A 15,427-nucleotide genomic window follows, 5' to 3' on the forward strand; every position below is an offset into this window, starting at 1 on the left:
TTGGTGCATGCGTCTGCTCTATACCTCGCCCCGCCACGAAAACATCGATCGCGTCGTCGCCTACATGGCGGAAAACGGCGTCGAGACGACGGTGACCAATCGTTCCAACTGGAACCGTCCCAGCTATCAGCGCTTCAGCTATTCGCAACGCGGCGAGAAGCGCGACACCTGGCCGCAAGTGTGGGTCACTCGGGCCGACGATTACACCAAGGCGCGTGAATTGCTGCGCCAGCTCGGCATCGAACCGACGGTGAAGCACGGGGAGGAGCTGGCGGCGGCGCGCAATCCGGCGCAATCGGTCTATATCCGTCGCGAACATACGGTCGCCAGGGTACGGCGCATTGTGCTGCTGGCGATCCTGGGTGTATTCATGGTGCTGGCGCTGCGCTACTTGCATGTGATCTGACGGCTGACCCATCCAAACCGAAAGCGCTTGCCACGGTAGCCGCCCGCGGTCATAGAATCGCCCTATGCGCTCCGATCATGTCCGCCTGTTCCAGACCTTGCCGCACGCCTGCGGATACTTCGCTGGGCGCACGGCACAGAATCTGGTGATCGATCCGGCGGCTCCTCAGCTGGATCGGCTCTACGGCGCTGCGCTGGACCATGGCTTTCGTCGCGCCGGCGGACATCTGTACTTCCCGCACTGCCCTAATTGCCACGCCTGCACGCCCTGTCGTATCGACGTGGCGAACTTCAAGCCGGACCGCTCACAACGCCGCTGTCTGAAACGCAATGCAGACCTGACCGTCAGCGAACGCATGGCTGGCTACAACAGCGAGCGTCATGCGCTCTATTCGCGCTACCTGCGTACCCGCCACCCTGGCGGCGGCATGGACGACGCCGAAGCCAGCGACTTCCGCCGTTTCCTTACCGCGCCGTGGAGTCCGACGCTATTCCTGGAATTGCACGCAGGCGACCGTCTGCTCGCCGTGGCGGTCACCGATATCTGCGCCACAGGCATTTCAGCCGTCTATACCTTTTACGATCCGGACGAACAGGAACGCGGACTGGGCACCTTCGCCATTCTGCAACAGGTGGAGCTGGCGCGCCGGCGTGGCATACCGTGGGTGTACCTGGGCTTCTGGATCGCAAATCATCCGAAGATGGATTACAAACGCCGCTTCCGGCCGCTGCAGATACGCACCGCTGACGGCTGGGTGGATATGCCGCGCCATTGATAGCGGCCGACAACGTCAGCCGCCACCGAACATCAGACTTTCTGCGCCGCAGCCGGCGGATACGGGAACAGTTTGACCAGCGGCACCGAGATACCGTCATCGCCCACCACGCGGCAATGCGTGCGATCGAGCTCGCGCGGATCTTCCACACCGCAGCTGTGCGCGATGATGCCGACTTCGTGCATCACATTCTTGGCGTAATGCGCCACGCGCTCGCTCTTGTCGGCAACGACCAGGCCGCGCTGCAAGCGCGTATTTTGCGTCGTGATGCCTGTTGGGCAGGTATTGCGATTGCACTGCAGTGATTGGATGCAGCCCAGTGCCAACATGAAGCCGCGCGCGGAGTTGACGAAATCCGCACCCATCGACAACGCCCACGCCACGTCATACGCGGTGATGCATTTGCCCGAGCAGATCACCTTGATGCGCTCGCGCAGACCTCTTTCGATCAGCAAGTTAACCAGTGCCGGCAAGGCTTCGTGCAATGGCAGGCCGACACCTTCCATCAGGGTTTGCGGTGCTGCGCCAGTCCCGCCTTCAGAGCCATCGACAATGATGAAGTCCGGCGCGCTTTCGATGCCGCGCTTGTCGATCTCCGTACACAGTTCATCGATCCATTCCAAGCCACCAAACACCGCCTTGAAGCCGGTGGGTTTGCCGGTGAGGCGCCGGATGTGCTGGATCGCATCCATCAGCTGTTGCACGTTGCCGATATCGAGATGACGGTTCGGGCTTTGCGAATCCTGTCCCACGGGAATCCCGCGAATCTCCGCAATTTCCGGCGTGACTTTGGCCGCCGGCAGCAAACCACCCATACCCGGCTTGGCGCCCTGCCCCAGCTTGATGCTGATCATCTTCACCTGCTTGTGCGCACTGATCGCCAGCAGTTTTTGATCATCCAGCTTGCCATCGGGTGTACGTACACCGTATTTGGCAGTACCGATCTCGAAAATGATGTCGCAACCACCTTCCAGATGATACGGCGCCAGACCACCCTCGCCCGTATCCAGCCAGATGCCGGCTTTGGCTGCACCGAACGAAAGTGCACGCACCGCAGGCGCGGACAATGCGCCGAAGCTCATCGCGGAGATATTGAAAAACGATGCGTGATCGTAAGGCTCGCGTGCGTACGGTCCGATGCGCACAGGCTTCGGCTTGACGTGATGATCGCCCAGCGCGGGAAACGCAGCATTGATGAAAAACGGCACGCCTTCGCCACGCAGATCGCGGGTAGAACCGAAGGAGTTGGTGTTTTCCGTATTCTTTGCCGCGCGATACACCCACATGCGCTGCGCGCGATTGAACGGCAGCTCCTCGCGATCACTGGAATACAAGTACTGGCGAAAGAATTCACCCAGATGCAGGAACCAGTAACGAAAGTGACCAATGACCGGATAGTTGCGCAGTACGGAATTGTGCGTCTGGTTGCGATCCAGCACCCACACCACAATCACCACCAGGATGGCGATCACCAGCAGCATGATGAACAGCAATGCGAAGGTTTCCACCAACACGACCAACCAATGCGAAAAACCTGACGATTCCATCCTTACTCTCCGTCTATCTGCGGCTTTCGCCGTCATGATCTATGAAAGTACCAAGGCAAACGTTCTGCACGCTTCACACTTCCCCAGGCGTCCTTGCAGAACTTACAACTCCGTGCGAATCGCCTTGGCGGCACGAATCGCCTTCGCCTTGGCCGCCTCGATATCTATATCGCGTGCTAAGGTTACCGCCATGCGACGGCGCCCCTTCACTTCGGGCTTACCGAAAATACGTAACTGGGTGTCAGGCTCCACCAAGGCATCCGCGATGCCGTGATAGCGCGGCGCGCGTCCCTCGCCCTCTACCAGCACGGCGCACGAAGCTGAAGGTCCGTTCTGATGAATCACCGGAATCGGCAACCCCAGAATGGCCCGCGCATGCAAGGCAAACTCGGACAACTCCTGCGAGATCAGCGTGACCAGTCCGGTATCGTGCGGACGCGGACTGACTTCCGAAAAGATCACCTGATCGCCCTTGACGAAAAACTCAACGCCAAACACACCCCAGCCTCCCAGGGCGCCAGTAATCGCCTTGGCCTGCCGATGCGCTTCTGTCAGTGCGGCGGCACTCATGGGTTGCGGCTGCCAGGATTCACGGTAATCGCCATCTTCCTGACGATGTCCAATCGGCGCGCAGAAACTGGTGCCGTCCTTGTGGCTGATGGTGAGCAGGGTGATTTCGTAATCGAATGGAACGAAGCCCTCGACAATCACCCGTCCCTTACCGGCGCGACCACCCGATTGGGCATAGTCCCAGGCCTCCTGCATGCCCGCTGCATCCCGCACGATGCTCTGCCCTTTGCCTGACGAACTCATCACCGGCTTGATCACGAACGGATAGCCGATCGCTGCCACAGCTTCGCGGTATTGCGCCTCATCGTCGCAAAAGCGATAAGGCGATGTGGGCAGGCCGAGTTCTTCTGCGGCAAGCCGTCGGATGCCTTCGCGGTTCATGGTCAGCCAGGTGGCCCTAGCGGTCGGAATCACCCGCAGACCTTCGTTTTCCAATGCCACTAGAGTCGGCGTATGAATGGCCTCGATTTCCGGCACTACCAGATCAGGCTTTTCCTGTTCGATAAGGGCGCGCAACGCAGCGCCATCCAACATGTCGATAACATGGCTGCGGTGAGCTACCTGCATCGCCGGTGCATCGGCGTAGCGATCCACGGCCACCACCTCGACAGCATAGCGCTGCAGCTCAATCGCGACCTCCTTGCCAAGTTCGCCCGCCCCCAGCAAAAGGACCTTCAGGGCATGATTGGAATGGGGCGTGCCGAACGGCTTCATCGCAGTCTCCGGTAAAACCAGCATTCTACCGCCAGGGCGTTGCCGCACCGCAGATTGACGCCCGCTCATAGCAGGTATTGACTAGAGCTGTCTCCATTCCCCGCAGTGAGACTTATGCGCAGCTGGATTGCCCCGCTTTTGCTGGTGCCGATGTTGTGCCTTGCCTCCGGCCAGACGTGGTCGGAGACGAACACGTCTCCGACCGACACCACCTGGATGACCGTTCTGCTCAACGGCCACAAGATCGGCCGCCAGGAAATCCAGCGCCAACTCATCGGCAACACCGTGGTCACCACGGAAACCCTGGTCATGGATGTCACGCGAAACGGCCAGACGGTTCCGTACACCAATATCAGCCGCAGTGTGGAAACGGCCGATGGCAAGCCGCTCAGCTTCAGCATGCGCACCAACATCTCGGCCAACGAAACCGCCATCGACGGCACGCTGCAGCCAGACGGCCAACTGCAGTTGATCATCAACGTCGGCGGCGATACGCGCCAGACCGTTACCGCGTGGCCGGCAGATGCCGTACTGGCCGAAGGACAACGGCAAGCCATGCTCGCCGCCAGCCAGCATCCCGGGCAGGTCTACCCCCTGCGGATCTACAACCAGGCCAGCCAGCAAGCGATGGACCTGTCCGTGGATGTGCTGGGCCAGGAACGCGTGAGCTTTCCCAATCACGTGGAAACTCTCAGCCACCAGCGTGAAACGCTAAGCCGCCCCAGCGGTTCGCAAGAGGTGGATCTGTGGCTGGACGCCCAAGGCAATATCCGCAAGGGCTCGCTCTCGATGCTTGGACAACCCTTGGACATGATCGCCTGTGACCAAGCTTGCGCCACCGCGCCCGGCGAAAGCCTGGACATGATGGATTCGGCTCTGATTGATTCGCCTCGTCTGTTGACGCCCGACATGCTCAACGACTATCTGACTTACCGCGTTCACATCAACAACAAAGAGATGGTGCGGCCGTTCATCAATACGGATGAGCAGGACGTCACCGACCTGGGTCATGGCGAATGGCAGATCAATGTCTACCGTAGCGTGATCGATAGCCATGACCCACCCACAGCTGCGGACACAGCACCCAATGCGTGGCTGCAATCGGATTCCCCCATCATCCGCGAGCTCGCTGATACCGCCGCCGGCGACGCCATCAGCAAAGAACACGTGATGGGCAAACTGAGCGCGTTCGTCAACCGCTACCTTTCTCAGCATGGACTGGATATCGGCTACGCCTCCGCGCTGGAAGTGGCGCGCAACCGCAAGGGCAATTGCATGGAATACGCTGTGTTGCTTGCCGCCATGGCGCGAGCGGAACACATCCCTGCCCGCGTGGTGGTTGGCATGATCTACACCGACCGTTACGGCCACAAATCCCGCGTGTTCGTGCCGCATGCCTGGGTGATGGCGTGGATCAGGGACCGCTGGCACAGCTTCGACCCGGCCGCAACGCATTTCGACACCGGTCATATCGCGCTGGACAGCAGCGACGGCAATCCGTGGCACTTCTTCAACGCCACCAGCGAATTGGGCGACATCCAGATCGACTCCGTAAACACCTTTTCAGAGATCTACAACCACTCCGGCGGCGCGGCGGTGCCGAACGGCGGGGGCGGCGCGGGGCGCTGACATCCGACCCTCGACCTGGCTCGACCCGGCACTTGAATTAGATATCATATTGATATCTAATTTTCTCAACTTTGGAGGGTTGAGCCATGAACGAACGAACGGGATTTTCGATCGCCGGCATTCCATTCATCTTTGTCTGCCTGCTGCTGGCAGCGCTGGGGCTTGTTCTTGAACTCAGCGCGGCGAGCACCGGGCAAGCCGGGCTTCTCGCCCTGGGCATCGTCATCCACGTGTTTACCGTCTGGCTGACCAAGGGCTTTTTCCAGGTCGCCCCCAACGAGGGGCTGGTCATGCAGCTGTTCGGCAAATACGCGGGTACGGTGCGCCACGAAGGACTACGCTGGACCAACCCGTTCTATAGCCGCCGCCGCGTTTCACTGCGTGTGCGCAACTTCGAAAGCGGCAAGCTGAAGGTCAACGACAACGATGGCAATCCGATCGAGATTGCCGCGGTTGTCGTGTGGCAAGTCGTGGATACGGCCGAAGCCGTATTCTGCGTCGACGACTACGAAAATTTCGTGCACATCCAGAGTGAATCCGCCTTACGCCAGATGGCGCAAAGCTATCCCTACGATGCGCATGACGATGGCAAACCCTCGCTGCGCAGCCACGGCGAGGATATCAACAATCACTTGCGCGATGAAATCCAGGCGCGCCTGGGCAAGGCCGGCGTGCAAGTGACGGAAGCACGCATCAGCCATCTCGCTTATGCACAGGAAATCGCCCAGGCCATGCTGCAACGGCAACAAGCCAGCGCCATCATCGCGGCACGCGAGCGCATCGTCCAGGGCGCCGTCGGCATCGTTGCCATGGCGCTGGACAAGCTGCGCGCCCAAGGCGTAGTCGAACTGGACGAAGAGCGCAAAGCCGCGATGGTGAGCAACCTGTTGGTCGTGCTGTGCGGCGAACGCGGCACGCAGCCGGTGCTCAACACAGGCACGCTGTACAATTGACGGCAGCATGGCAGCCGAGAAAAAAGCCTATCCCCTGCGCATCAGCGCAACCGTCCTCGAAGCCATGCAACACTGGGCTGATGACGAGTTGCGCAGCGTCAATGCACAGATCGAATATGTGCTGCGGGAAGCGCTGCATAAGAACGGCCGTCTTAAACCTGGCAAGGTGAAGCCGCTGGTCGATGATGAGAATGGCTGAGGCGCGAGCGGGTGTTAACCGCTGCGCTTTAGCGACAGTCCCAGCGCCAGCCATCCAATGATGAACGCCACGCCGCCAAAAGGCGTCGCGACGCCCACCCACCGTGGCGCACCGAGTGCCAGCCCATACAGACTTCCGCTAAACAGCACGATACCCAATGCCAGCGTCCACACCGCCACGCGAGCGGCCTTGCCTTGGCCGCAAGCCACGGCGATAGCCAGCGCCAGTGCATGCCAGAAGTGATAGTCCACCGCGGTATGCCATAACTCGCGGTGCGCGTCGTCGAGCACGTTGCGCAAACCGTGCGCGCCGAAAGCCCCCAGCAGCACCGCGCTGGCGCCAGCCACGCCGACGAGCCATCCATTCGGGACAGAGACACTTTGTCGCATAAAGAGTGTTTCCCGCAGCAAGAGAACGATACCGGGCGCGCGTGGCGTATGCTTTGCGAACCCACCACAGGATTCTTGCATGAAGTGTTCGCGTCTGCTCCGGCTGGTCATCCTGTCATTTGCAGTCGCGGCAAGCGCATTGCTCGCAGCGTGCAACAAGGACGCGCAACAGCCCTGGCAACTGACGGATATTTCCGGGCACATGCCAGATCTCGCGTTCCGGCTTACCGATGACCATGGCCAGACCGTCACGGCAGCCGACTATCGCGGCAAGATCACCCTGCTCTATTTCGGCTACACCCATTGCCCCGACGTCTGTCCGCTGACACTGGCACATCTGCACGTGGTGATGCAGCGACTGGGCAAGCTTGCCGATCATGTGCGCATTCTTTTCGTCACCGTCGACCCGGCACGCGACACGCCGGCGGTGCTGCACGATTACGTGAATGCCTTCGATCCACGCGCTGTTGGCCTGACCGGCGCGCCTGCCGATATTGAAGCGCTGACAAAACGCTATCGCGCCGCCTTTACGCGCGAACCTGGCAAGAGCGATGACAGTTACGACGTCAGCCACAGTTCCGGCATCTACATTTTTGATGCAAGCGGCAAGGCCCGATTGTTGGCCACGCCGGCCGATGGACAGGATAAATTGACGCACGATTTGCAGTTGTTGTTGAGCTCGGGCGGCGCGCCATGAAAATGCAGTATCTGTCTGTATTGCTCCTCATGAGCCTGTTGCCCGTTGCCAATCTGCAAGCGAGCCAGGCCGATCATGTCACTGCTACCCACGCTTGGATCCGTCTGCTGCCTGCCAACCTGCCAGCAAGCGGCTATGTGATGCTGCAAAACATGGGCACATCTACCGCGGTGCTTGTTTCCGCGCATAGCACGACGTATGCCTCAGTCATGCTGCATGAAAGCACGACAGGCAGCGGAGGCATGAGCAGCATGAATGCGGTGGGTAAGCTGGCGATTCCAGCACAAGGCAAGGCCGAACTTGCGCCGGCTGGCTATCATCTGATGCTCGAACATGCCAGCCACATGATCAAGGCTGGCGATACCGTCGGTATTACGCTGGACTTTGCCGACGGGAGCCAGCTTCCCGTGCAGTTTCTGGTGCGGCCGGCCAACGCTGCCGACCCCAATTAGGCCGATCGTCCAAAGAAGAAGTGTTGCTCACAAGGCTCGCCGGCGGATAATGGTGGGTGATGCGCATCTTTGCGATTTCCGATCTTCATCTCGACTACGCTCCCAATCGCGACTGGGTAGCGCAGCTGTCGCGCCATGATTATCAAAACGACACCCTGATACTCGCAGGCGACATCTCTGATCGGCTTGCGCTGCTGGCTGATGGTTTCGAAGCGCTCGTGCGTCGCTTCTCTGCCGTGCTCTACGTGCCTGGCAATCACGACCTGTGGGTGCACCGGGAAGGTATGCACGATTCATTCGAGAAATTCGACGCGGTTCGTCGCCTGGCGAACGAGCAAGGTATTCGCATGACGCCTTATCGCAAGGAGGGCCTGGCGATCGTTCCTATGTTCGGCTGGTACGACTATTCCTTCGGCATACCGAGCGACTATCTCAGAGGCGCATGGGCCGATTACCGCGCCTGCCGCTGGCCTCATGGTTATGACGACCAGGCCGTGACGCGCTGGTTTGTCGAGCGCAATCCTTCCGCGTCGTCACCCGAGTTGGCTGACGCCACCACGGTCATCACCTTCTCGCACTTTCTTCCGCGTATCGATCTGATGCCGGAACGTATCCCCGAAAAACACCGTAGGCTGTACCCGATTCTCGGCACCACACAGCTCGATACACAGATCAGACAGCTTGGCAGCAGCCTGCACATTTATGGGCACAGTCACGTCAACCGGCGCGTCACCATCGACGGCATTACGTATATCAACAACGCGTACGGCTATCCCTCGGAAGCGCACTTCACGTCGCGCGAGCTGATGCAGGTGTATTCCGTTGCGTGATCAGCCCGGTCCGGCAATCGGGATCGTCTTGGCTTGTTGCGATCGCCTGGCACTGGACTGGCGGCGAATGCGGCCACTGCGCGACAACCGCAGCCATTGGCGCATGGCCAGCAACCCGCCGATGGTCTCAATGGTCGCAGCGGGCACCCAGATGATGATGCCGCCGATCAACTGTCCGGTGAATACATTGAAATTGAAGGCGCGCCCGCAGATTTCGAAGATCGGATAGAGATCAGCCTTGGAAAAAGTGATGATCGCACCCGCCAGGATCTGGGGCGTCATGGTGATGCCTGGGGAAAGCACGCGCAGGCCCGGAATCATTCGTCCCGGCGGACGCGGACGATGATCGAGCACCAACCACCAGTAGACGAAGCCGCTGATGATCATCGACCAGTTCATGATGCGGTAGACACGCCAGTCGAGCATCGCCATCGTCTGCATCGACGGCACCAACCAGATCAGGATGAACACTACGAACAAGATGGTCGCCACAGCTGGATTGAGCAACACTGCACTGACCAGGCGCCAAGGCCAACTACGTAATGCCGGACGCAGTGCATGCACGCGCCAGCTCAACGGCAAGCCCGCGCGTAATACGCAACCGGGATAAGAGGCCATGATCACCAGCGGCGCCAGATGATGCAGCAGCAGTTGCTGGATGCGATGCATGAAAAACTCATGCTCGGCATAGAAATCGAAATAGGTTTGCAGGCACAGGTAGACCATCGCCATGCCCGACCAGAATGCCAGCCGCCGCCCGGTACTTACCTTCAGCTTGCGGCAGCCGCGCCAATACACCACGCATGCTGCAAGGAAGCTCGCGAGAAACACCCACGAGAACTCCCAGGGAACGATCCATTTCAGCAACACGGCGATCATCGATCCCACTTCCCCCTCGGCGGAGACGGCTACCCAGCTTAATTCAGGGGATAACCCGTCTCATGTCATGACCTTGCGGCATATTGCCACCATCACGCCCGCTTGCGCCGGTTGCGCCGCGTGCGCCGCCAGCCGTAGAGCAGGCCGGCAATAGTGATCAACCCCGGCAATACCACGATATTGAGCACCTTCAGGCGCGTGCCCAGGGCATCGATCTCGGCATTGAGCTGGTGTTGCACATCACGCAACTCCTTGCTGATCGCCAACTGACGCTGCAGGAACTGCTCGATCTCCTTTCGTTGTTCGGCAGTGGTCGAGGTATCGCTTGCGTCCTTCGCCGGTTGCAATTCGCTGAGCCGCCGCTTGGTGTCCGCCAGTTCGTTTTTCAGCTCCTGCTCCTTTTGCAGGAACTTGCGGTCAGCGGCGCGGCGCAGCGCGTCTACACGCGTAAAGGGCCGCTGCGAGCTGGAACGTCCGCGAATGGACAGCAGCGCTGACGAACCGCTGAGGTTGTCGACCAGGTTGCTGATGAAGTCGCCGTTGTTGGCGAAGACACTAAACACAGGCTGGCCCAGGAAGTTCTGTGTTTCCCCCCACAGACGGTCGGTCAGCAAATCCGTGTCCGCCACCAGGATCACTTCCTCATTCGATGGCGACGCTGAAAGATGCCCTGACCGTTTGGCGAATTCCGGGAAGGCGCTGACAAACGGTCCGCGCAGGCGCGCCGCAATCACGTAATTCTGATTCTGCGGCTGATAGCCCTGCAACAAGGTGGACGGATTGTTGCTGGCGTCGATGACCCGTTGGGTCGGCACAATCTCGGCGTCCGCACTGCTTTGCATCAGCGGAATCAGCCGTGTGTTCGCGTTCGGCAGCAGATCGAAGTGGCCCGCGGTGGATACGGTCACGCGTTGCAGGCTGGCCGTTACCACATCGTCGCGGTTGAGCTCCTGCGTACCCAGGCCGAGCATGGCCGGGTGCAAGAGATTCGTGCCGGCCAGCTCAATCGGCAACGCGCGATCGCGATCCAGCACGACCTGGTCCGGACTGTACGCGACACCCCAATCGGCAAACAGGCGCGGCAAGTTGGAACTGTGATTGTTGGTGCCCGCCAGCTGGTCTTCCGTGAGCGCCACCGGATCGGACTCCGCAAAGGGATCGACGAACACGGCCAGATGGCCACCACCCAGTACGTACTGGTCTAGTGCGTATTGCGCGTCAGTAGGCAGATTCTTGGGATGAATCAGCAGCAGAACCTGGATGTTCTTGTCGATCTTCTTGAGCTTGCTTGCATCCAGTACATCGACGTTGAACAACTGCTGCAACTGCTGCATCACCGCCCACGGCGCGGTGCCCTGCAAAGGATCGCCCATCACGGGCAGATCCGTCATCACACCGATGAGTGGCTTTTCCGGTTCGCTCAGCTGATACAGCAGCTTGGCGATGTCGTATTCCAGAAAGGCTTCGCGCGTCTGATCAAAGAAAGGGATCGGCAAGGTGCGATCGACGCTCTTCGCGCTCTTGTCCTGCGGCGTGTCGGGCGTCAAATCCGATGGCACGTCACTGGTGGGTTGCCGCGTGGAGCCAACCAGACCGAAGAAAATGCGTTCACCGTTGCCACCGCCGCTCACCGGCGTCAGGCCATTGCCTTCAGCACTGGCCTCATCATCGGAATAAGGCACCGGATCGACGATCTGCAAGCGGATGCGCCCATGCGAACGCGCCACCATTTCCTGCAGCATCTCGGCGACACGCTGTTCGTAGCTGCGCAGCTGAGGCATGTCCTTGGTGGCATGCTGGGAGAAATAGAGCGTGAGCCACAGCGGCCGGTGAACGTTGTCGATGATCTGCCGCGTGCCCGGCGACAACGTATAAAGGTGATCAGTGGTGAGATCGAAGCGCTCCGGCTCCAGCCAGCGGCTGGTGACCAGGGCAAGGCTGCAATAGGACACGATCAGCACGATCAGCGCGCTGAACAGGACAGTACGTCGGCGTAGAGTCAAGCGGGCCATCGTTCAATGGCTCCGCTTGAGGTCGAGCACCAGCACGCCGGCCGTGAGCCAAGCAGCGATGGTGAGCACGAAGTAGATGATGTCGCGTACATCCAGCACGCCGCGCGCAATCGCTTCGTAGTGCCGCAGCATGGAAAGATGCGCCACGCCGTTCACGAGCTTGCGTGGCAGCGCACCCTGGAAAAAATCGACCACTTCAGCCTGACCGACAAGGATCAACAGCACGCAAACCACAGCCGTCAGGATGAACGCCACGACCTGGCTGCTGGTCAGTGTGGATAGGCACGCGCCGATAGCAAGGAACGCACCCGCCATCAGCCAGCTGCCGATATAACCGGCGACGATGATGCCGTTGTCCGGCGAGCCGAGATAGTTAACGGTGACCCAGATGGGAAAGGTCAGCAGCAAGGCCAGCCCCACGAAGAACCACGCGGCAAGGAATTTACCGAGCATGGCTTGCCATAGGGTCATCGGCAGGGTCAGCAGCAGTTCCAACGTTCCGGATTTAGCCTCCTCGGCCCATATGCGCATCGATACCGCTGGCACGAGGATCAGATAGAGCCAGGGATGCATCACGAAGAACGGTTGCAGGTCCGCGATGCCGCGATCGTAGAAGTCACCGGCATAGAATGTGAGAATGCCCGCGAGCACTAGAAAGATCACCAGGAACACGTAGGCGACCGGGGTAACGAAATAGCTGCGCAGTTCGCGGCGCATCACGGCCAAGGTTGGACTCATGGCTGCGCTCCCGTTTCCGTACCCAGCGTGATCTGGCGGAACACTTCGTCCAGCCGCCCACGTTCGAGCTGGATCTCCGACACCTCCAAACCTTGCTGGCGCAACAGCGATTCCACCGGCTCGAGAATGCGCTCGCCGGGCTTGGGGAAAACCGTCACGCGTCCATCGAGTGGATCCACCTCGATGCCCGCCACCTGCGGCAAACGTCCGAGCATTTCCTGCGACAGCCCACTGCCCGCCGCACTGAACGACACTGCGCCGTGATAGCGCGAGCGCGCCTCCAGTTCCGCCGGCGTGGCATCGGCGCGCAGCTTTCCGCCCGCGATGATCACCACGCGGTTGCACAAAGCGTGCACTTCTTCCAGCAAGTGCGTGGAGATGAGAATGGTGCGCTCACGCGCCATGGCGTCGATCAACTGACGCACGGTGTGTTTCTGATTGGGGTCCAGGCCATCGGTGGGCTCATCGAGCATCAGCACCGGCGGATCGTGCACGATGGCCTGTGCAAGGCCCACGCGCCGACGCAATCCCTTGGACAGGGTATCGACGGTGACATTCAAGGCATCTTCCAGTTGCAACGTGCCAACCACTTCATCGAAGCGGCGGCGCCCCACATCCGAACGCAGGCCGCGCATGCGCATGATGAAGACGAGAAATTCGCGCACCGTCATTTCGCCGTAGCTCGGCGCGCCTTCCGGCAGATAGCCGAGCGCGCGCTTAGCCTTGAGCGGCTGCTTGCGCACGTCGTAACCGCACACGCGCGCCGTTCCTGCCGTGGGCGCGAAAAAACCGGCAATCATGCGTATCGCCGTGGTCTTGCCTGCACCGTTGGGACCCAGCAACCCAAGGACCTGACCCGGCTCGGCATAGATGCTAAGCGCATCCACCGCGGTCAAGTGGCCATAGCGCTTGGTGAGCTTGTCTGTTTCGATCATGTCCGGTCGCGAATAAGACTGCCCTGCAATGTACCGCAAGCACGGCGCAAAGTTCTCTCAGTGCATCGCCACGACGCGCAGAAATAAAAAAGCCCTCCCCGTAGGGAGGGCTCTTGATAGCCAGGCGCGCTGGGATTACTTGGCTGCGGCCGGCGCAGCAGCGGTGCTGGCCGGAGCCGGCGCCGTGCTGCTGGAAGCCGGCTGGCCGTTGGCATTGATGATGCCCGGCTGCTTGATGCCAGCCTGCTGTTCCGGCGTCTGCTGCGGCAGCGTGCCACCGTCAGCGGAATCGGAGATCGGCAGGTACACCGAGTACTGCGCATAGGTGGTGATGTTGCCGCCAGCGTCCTTCACTTCCGGCTGGGTGAGGATGTCGTACAGGCGGTTGGTCACTTCGTCGTACTTGTAGCCGTGCGTCTGTGCGTAGGCCTTCAGCATGTCGCGGGTCTGCGGCACGCCGGCAGCGGTACCGTTCCACGGGGCTTCCAGAGCCGGGCCACCGAAAGCGAGCGTGGCGAGCACGTTGTTATCGATAACCAGGCGACCGTTACGGTCCTTGCTGCCCGGCTGATTGGTGCTGGCCGGCGCGGCAGCGGTGCTGCTGGAAGCCGGAGCGGCATCCTGGTCAGCCAGTGACGGCGGGGTCGGCGGGGTGAGCTGGTAGCTCTGGCCACCTACGTTCAGACTGGCGGAGTCGATCGGCTCGGCCACATCAAAGGTGTAGGTCTCGTCACCGTAGTTGGTGGTGAAGATGATGCGCGGACCGTTGGTATGCACGCCCAGCTTCTTGGCGGCATCTTCGATCTGCTTGATGGCCTCGTCGGTGGCTTGGTTCAAGCCGTCCAGACCGTCCTTGCGCTTCATCGAGGTGGAAACGAGCAGCACCGGCGTCTGCTTGGTCTGCACGATGTACGGATCAAGCGCGCTGTAGTCGATGTTCGGCACTGCCGCCAACACGTTCTGCAGGTTGTTCAGGCTGTACTGGATGAAGGCATCCGGCTGGCCGTGAATGTACATGTTGGAATAACGGGCGAGCAGGTTAAAACCGTAGGTCACGTCGTACGACCACGTGATCTTAGTCAGCTTGCCGGTGTTGCCCTGGCGCAGCAGATCGAGGGTGAAGTGCTTGTCGCTACCGCGCCAGGCGTTGTCCACATTCCACACGATCTCCGCGCTGTTGACGGTCGTGTCGATCTTGTCGAATTCCGGCTGGGAGCTGGCGATAGTCAGCTTGCCATCGCCGACTTTCTCATCCTGGCTGCTCCAGCTGATCTCGGAGCCTGGGCCATAGGCAACGCCGGAAAGGGTGTACTGAGTCCTGGGATCGTAAGCGCGCAGCACGCCGTAATCGGGGAAGGTACGAAAATTGTTTACTACGTCGTAGACCTGGCGCAGGTCTTTGCTGACCACCAACGATCGCTCAACGTGGCCGCTGCCGGGCATGATGACGCCCACCACGACGCCAACAACGGCGACGATGATCAGGGCAACGATGAATTCCAGAACACGCGTCATTCCAGGTTTCTCCGAGACGTATCTCTTGCAGTGGAAAGCGCGGGACGGTTCGGTACCGCCATGGATGACTTTCCCTCGAGGGAAACCGCATCAGGACGGGGGATCGGCCAGCGCCTAAGCTGCCGATGGTACTTGCTCACGCGCAGGAACGCTACGGGCCAAAGAAGCCCGCAGCCGCGCTGCTACG

General features: G+C 60.3%; 16 protein-coding genes. 8 read left to right on the forward strand and 8 right to left on the reverse strand.

The window, feature by feature from the left end; genetic code table 11:
- The first annotated feature begins 7 nt into the window (after positions 1–7).
- Entirely contained in the window at positions 8–406 is a 399-nt protein-coding gene (locus tag ISN74_RS13870) for a hypothetical protein (protein ID WP_188799795.1), read from the forward strand.
- A gap of 64 nt (positions 407–470) precedes the next feature.
- Positions 471–1,181 carry an arginyltransferase gene (locus ISN74_RS13875; RefSeq protein WP_188799796.1) on the forward strand — a complete coding sequence of 237 codons (711 nt, stop codon included), beginning with the start codon at positions 471–473 and terminating at the stop codon, positions 1,179–1,181.
- Between the two features lie 32 nt (positions 1,182–1,213).
- Here ISN74_RS13875 and ISN74_RS13880 read toward each other — a convergent pair whose 3' ends face one another.
- Together ISN74_RS13880 and purT are read right to left on the reverse strand one after the other, a co-directional pair.
- Complete coding sequence (locus ISN74_RS13880) at positions 1,214–2,728, reverse strand: FMN-binding glutamate synthase family protein (protein WP_188799797.1); 1,515 nt, start codon at positions 2,726–2,728, stop codon at positions 1,214–1,216.
- Between the two features lie 102 nt (positions 2,729–2,830).
- A complete protein-coding gene (purT, locus tag ISN74_RS13885; RefSeq protein ID WP_188799798.1) occupies positions 2,831–4,012 on the reverse strand; it encodes a formate-dependent phosphoribosylglycinamide formyltransferase in 1,182 nt (393 codons plus the stop codon).
- Positions 4,013–4,126: 114 nt separating this feature from the next.
- Between purT and ISN74_RS13890 the strand changes: the two genes are divergently transcribed.
- From ISN74_RS13890 to ISN74_RS13900, 3 genes are all read left to right on the forward strand, one after another.
- Positions 4,127–5,641 (forward strand): transglutaminase family protein, encoded by a 1,515-nt coding sequence (locus tag ISN74_RS13890; RefSeq protein ID WP_188799799.1) that lies wholly within the window; start codon positions 4,127–4,129, stop codon positions 5,639–5,641.
- A gap of 86 nt (positions 5,642–5,727) precedes the next feature.
- Positions 5,728–6,594 carry an SPFH domain-containing protein gene (locus ISN74_RS13895; RefSeq protein WP_188799800.1) on the forward strand — a complete coding sequence of 289 codons (867 nt, stop codon included), beginning with the start codon at positions 5,728–5,730 and terminating at the stop codon, positions 6,592–6,594.
- A gap of 7 nt (positions 6,595–6,601) precedes the next feature.
- Positions 6,602–6,793, forward strand: a complete 192-nt coding sequence (locus ISN74_RS13900; protein ID WP_188799801.1) for a type II toxin-antitoxin system antitoxin — start codon at positions 6,602–6,604, stop codon at positions 6,791–6,793.
- Between the two features lie 14 nt (positions 6,794–6,807).
- On the opposite strand, the gene ISN74_RS13905 is transcribed toward ISN74_RS13900, so the two are convergent.
- A complete protein-coding gene (locus ISN74_RS13905) occupies positions 6,808–7,182 on the reverse strand; it encodes a DUF423 domain-containing protein (protein WP_188799802.1) in 375 nt (124 codons plus the stop codon).
- A 79-nt stretch (positions 7,183–7,261) separates the two neighbouring features.
- Between ISN74_RS13905 and ISN74_RS13910 the strand changes: the two genes are divergently transcribed.
- Genes ISN74_RS13910 through ISN74_RS13920 form a run of 3 tightly spaced genes read left to right on the forward strand, consistent with a single transcriptional unit; the run spans position 7,262 to position 9,161 of the window.
- Complete coding sequence (locus ISN74_RS13910; protein WP_188799803.1) at positions 7,262–7,879, forward strand: SCO family protein; 618 nt, start codon at positions 7,262–7,264, stop codon at positions 7,877–7,879.
- A complete protein-coding gene (locus tag ISN74_RS13915; RefSeq protein WP_188799804.1) occupies positions 7,876–8,331 on the forward strand; it encodes a copper chaperone PCu(A)C in 456 nt (151 codons plus the stop codon). The genes ISN74_RS13910 and ISN74_RS13915 overlap by 4 nt, the downstream gene beginning before the upstream one ends.
- Before the next feature lie 59 nt (positions 8,332–8,390).
- A complete protein-coding gene (locus tag ISN74_RS13920) occupies positions 8,391–9,161 on the forward strand; it encodes a metallophosphoesterase (RefSeq protein WP_188800646.1) in 771 nt (256 codons plus the stop codon).
- On the opposite strand, the gene ISN74_RS13925 is transcribed toward ISN74_RS13920, so the two are convergent.
- The 5 genes from ISN74_RS13925 to ISN74_RS13945 all read right to left on the reverse strand — a co-directional run bounded on the left by ISN74_RS13925 (position 9,162) and on the right by ISN74_RS13945 (position 15,240).
- Entirely contained in the window at positions 9,162–10,040 is an 879-nt protein-coding gene (locus ISN74_RS13925) for a cytochrome c oxidase assembly protein (protein ID WP_188799805.1), read from the reverse strand.
- A gap of 92 nt (positions 10,041–10,132) precedes the next feature.
- Positions 10,133–12,052 (reverse strand): GldG family protein, encoded by a 1,920-nt coding sequence (locus ISN74_RS13930; protein WP_188799806.1) that lies wholly within the window; start codon positions 12,050–12,052, stop codon positions 10,133–10,135.
- Between the two features lie 3 nt (positions 12,053–12,055).
- Positions 12,056–12,790, reverse strand: coding sequence for an ABC transporter permease subunit (locus ISN74_RS13935; protein WP_188799807.1), 735 nt, complete (start codon positions 12,788–12,790; stop codon positions 12,056–12,058).
- A complete protein-coding gene (locus ISN74_RS13940) occupies positions 12,787–13,725 on the reverse strand; it encodes an ABC transporter ATP-binding protein (protein WP_188799808.1) in 939 nt (312 codons plus the stop codon). The genes ISN74_RS13935 and ISN74_RS13940 overlap by 4 nt, the downstream gene beginning before the upstream one ends.
- A 135-nt stretch (positions 13,726–13,860) precedes the next feature.
- Positions 13,861–15,240 carry an SRPBCC family protein gene (locus tag ISN74_RS13945; RefSeq protein WP_188799809.1) on the reverse strand — a complete coding sequence of 460 codons (1,380 nt, stop codon included), beginning with the start codon at positions 15,238–15,240 and terminating at the stop codon, positions 13,861–13,863.
- Between the last annotated feature and the right edge of the window lie 187 nt (positions 15,241–15,427).

Source organism: Dyella caseinilytica (assembly GCF_016865235.1).
Classification (GTDB): Bacteria; Pseudomonadota; Gammaproteobacteria; order Xanthomonadales; family Rhodanobacteraceae; genus Dyella_B; species Dyella_B caseinilytica.

Coding starts and splice junctions, on each gene's coding strand:
- ISN74_RS13870 (WP_188799795.1), top strand. CDS start 8: ATGCGTCTGCTCTATACCTCGCCCCGCCACGAAAACATCGATCGCGTC.
- ISN74_RS13875 (WP_188799796.1), top strand. CDS start 471: ATGCGCTCCGATCATGTCCGCCTGTTCCAGACCTTGCCGCACGCCTGC.
- ISN74_RS13880 (WP_188799797.1), bottom strand. CDS start 2,728: ATGGAATCGTCAGGTTTTTCGCATTGGTTGGTCGTGTTGGTGGAAACC.
- purT (WP_188799798.1), bottom strand. CDS start 4,012: ATGAAGCCGTTCGGCACGCCCCATTCCAATCATGCCCTGAAGGTCCTT.
- ISN74_RS13890 (WP_188799799.1), top strand. CDS start 4,127: ATGCGCAGCTGGATTGCCCCGCTTTTGCTGGTGCCGATGTTGTGCCTT.
- ISN74_RS13895 (WP_188799800.1), top strand. CDS start 5,728: ATGAACGAACGAACGGGATTTTCGATCGCCGGCATTCCATTCATCTTT.
- ISN74_RS13900 (WP_188799801.1), top strand. CDS start 6,602: ATGGCAGCCGAGAAAAAAGCCTATCCCCTGCGCATCAGCGCAACCGTC.
- ISN74_RS13905 (WP_188799802.1), bottom strand. CDS start 7,182: ATGCGACAAAGTGTCTCTGTCCCGAATGGATGGCTCGTCGGCGTGGCT.
- ISN74_RS13910 (WP_188799803.1), top strand. CDS start 7,262: ATGAAGTGTTCGCGTCTGCTCCGGCTGGTCATCCTGTCATTTGCAGTC.
- ISN74_RS13915 (WP_188799804.1), top strand. CDS start 7,876: ATGAAAATGCAGTATCTGTCTGTATTGCTCCTCATGAGCCTGTTGCCC.
- ISN74_RS13920 (WP_188800646.1), top strand. CDS start 8,391: ATGCGCATCTTTGCGATTTCCGATCTTCATCTCGACTACGCTCCCAAT.
- ISN74_RS13925 (WP_188799805.1), bottom strand. CDS start 10,040: ATGATCGCCGTGTTGCTGAAATGGATCGTTCCCTGGGAGTTCTCGTGG.
- ISN74_RS13930 (WP_188799806.1), bottom strand. CDS start 12,052: ATGGCCCGCTTGACTCTACGCCGACGTACTGTCCTGTTCAGCGCGCTG.
- ISN74_RS13935 (WP_188799807.1), bottom strand. CDS start 12,790: ATGAGTCCAACCTTGGCCGTGATGCGCCGCGAACTGCGCAGCTATTTC.
- ISN74_RS13940 (WP_188799808.1), bottom strand. CDS start 13,725: ATGATCGAAACAGACAAGCTCACCAAGCGCTATGGCCACTTGACCGCG.
- ISN74_RS13945 (WP_188799809.1), bottom strand. CDS start 15,240: ATGACGCGTGTTCTGGAATTCATCGTTGCCCTGATCATCGTCGCCGTT.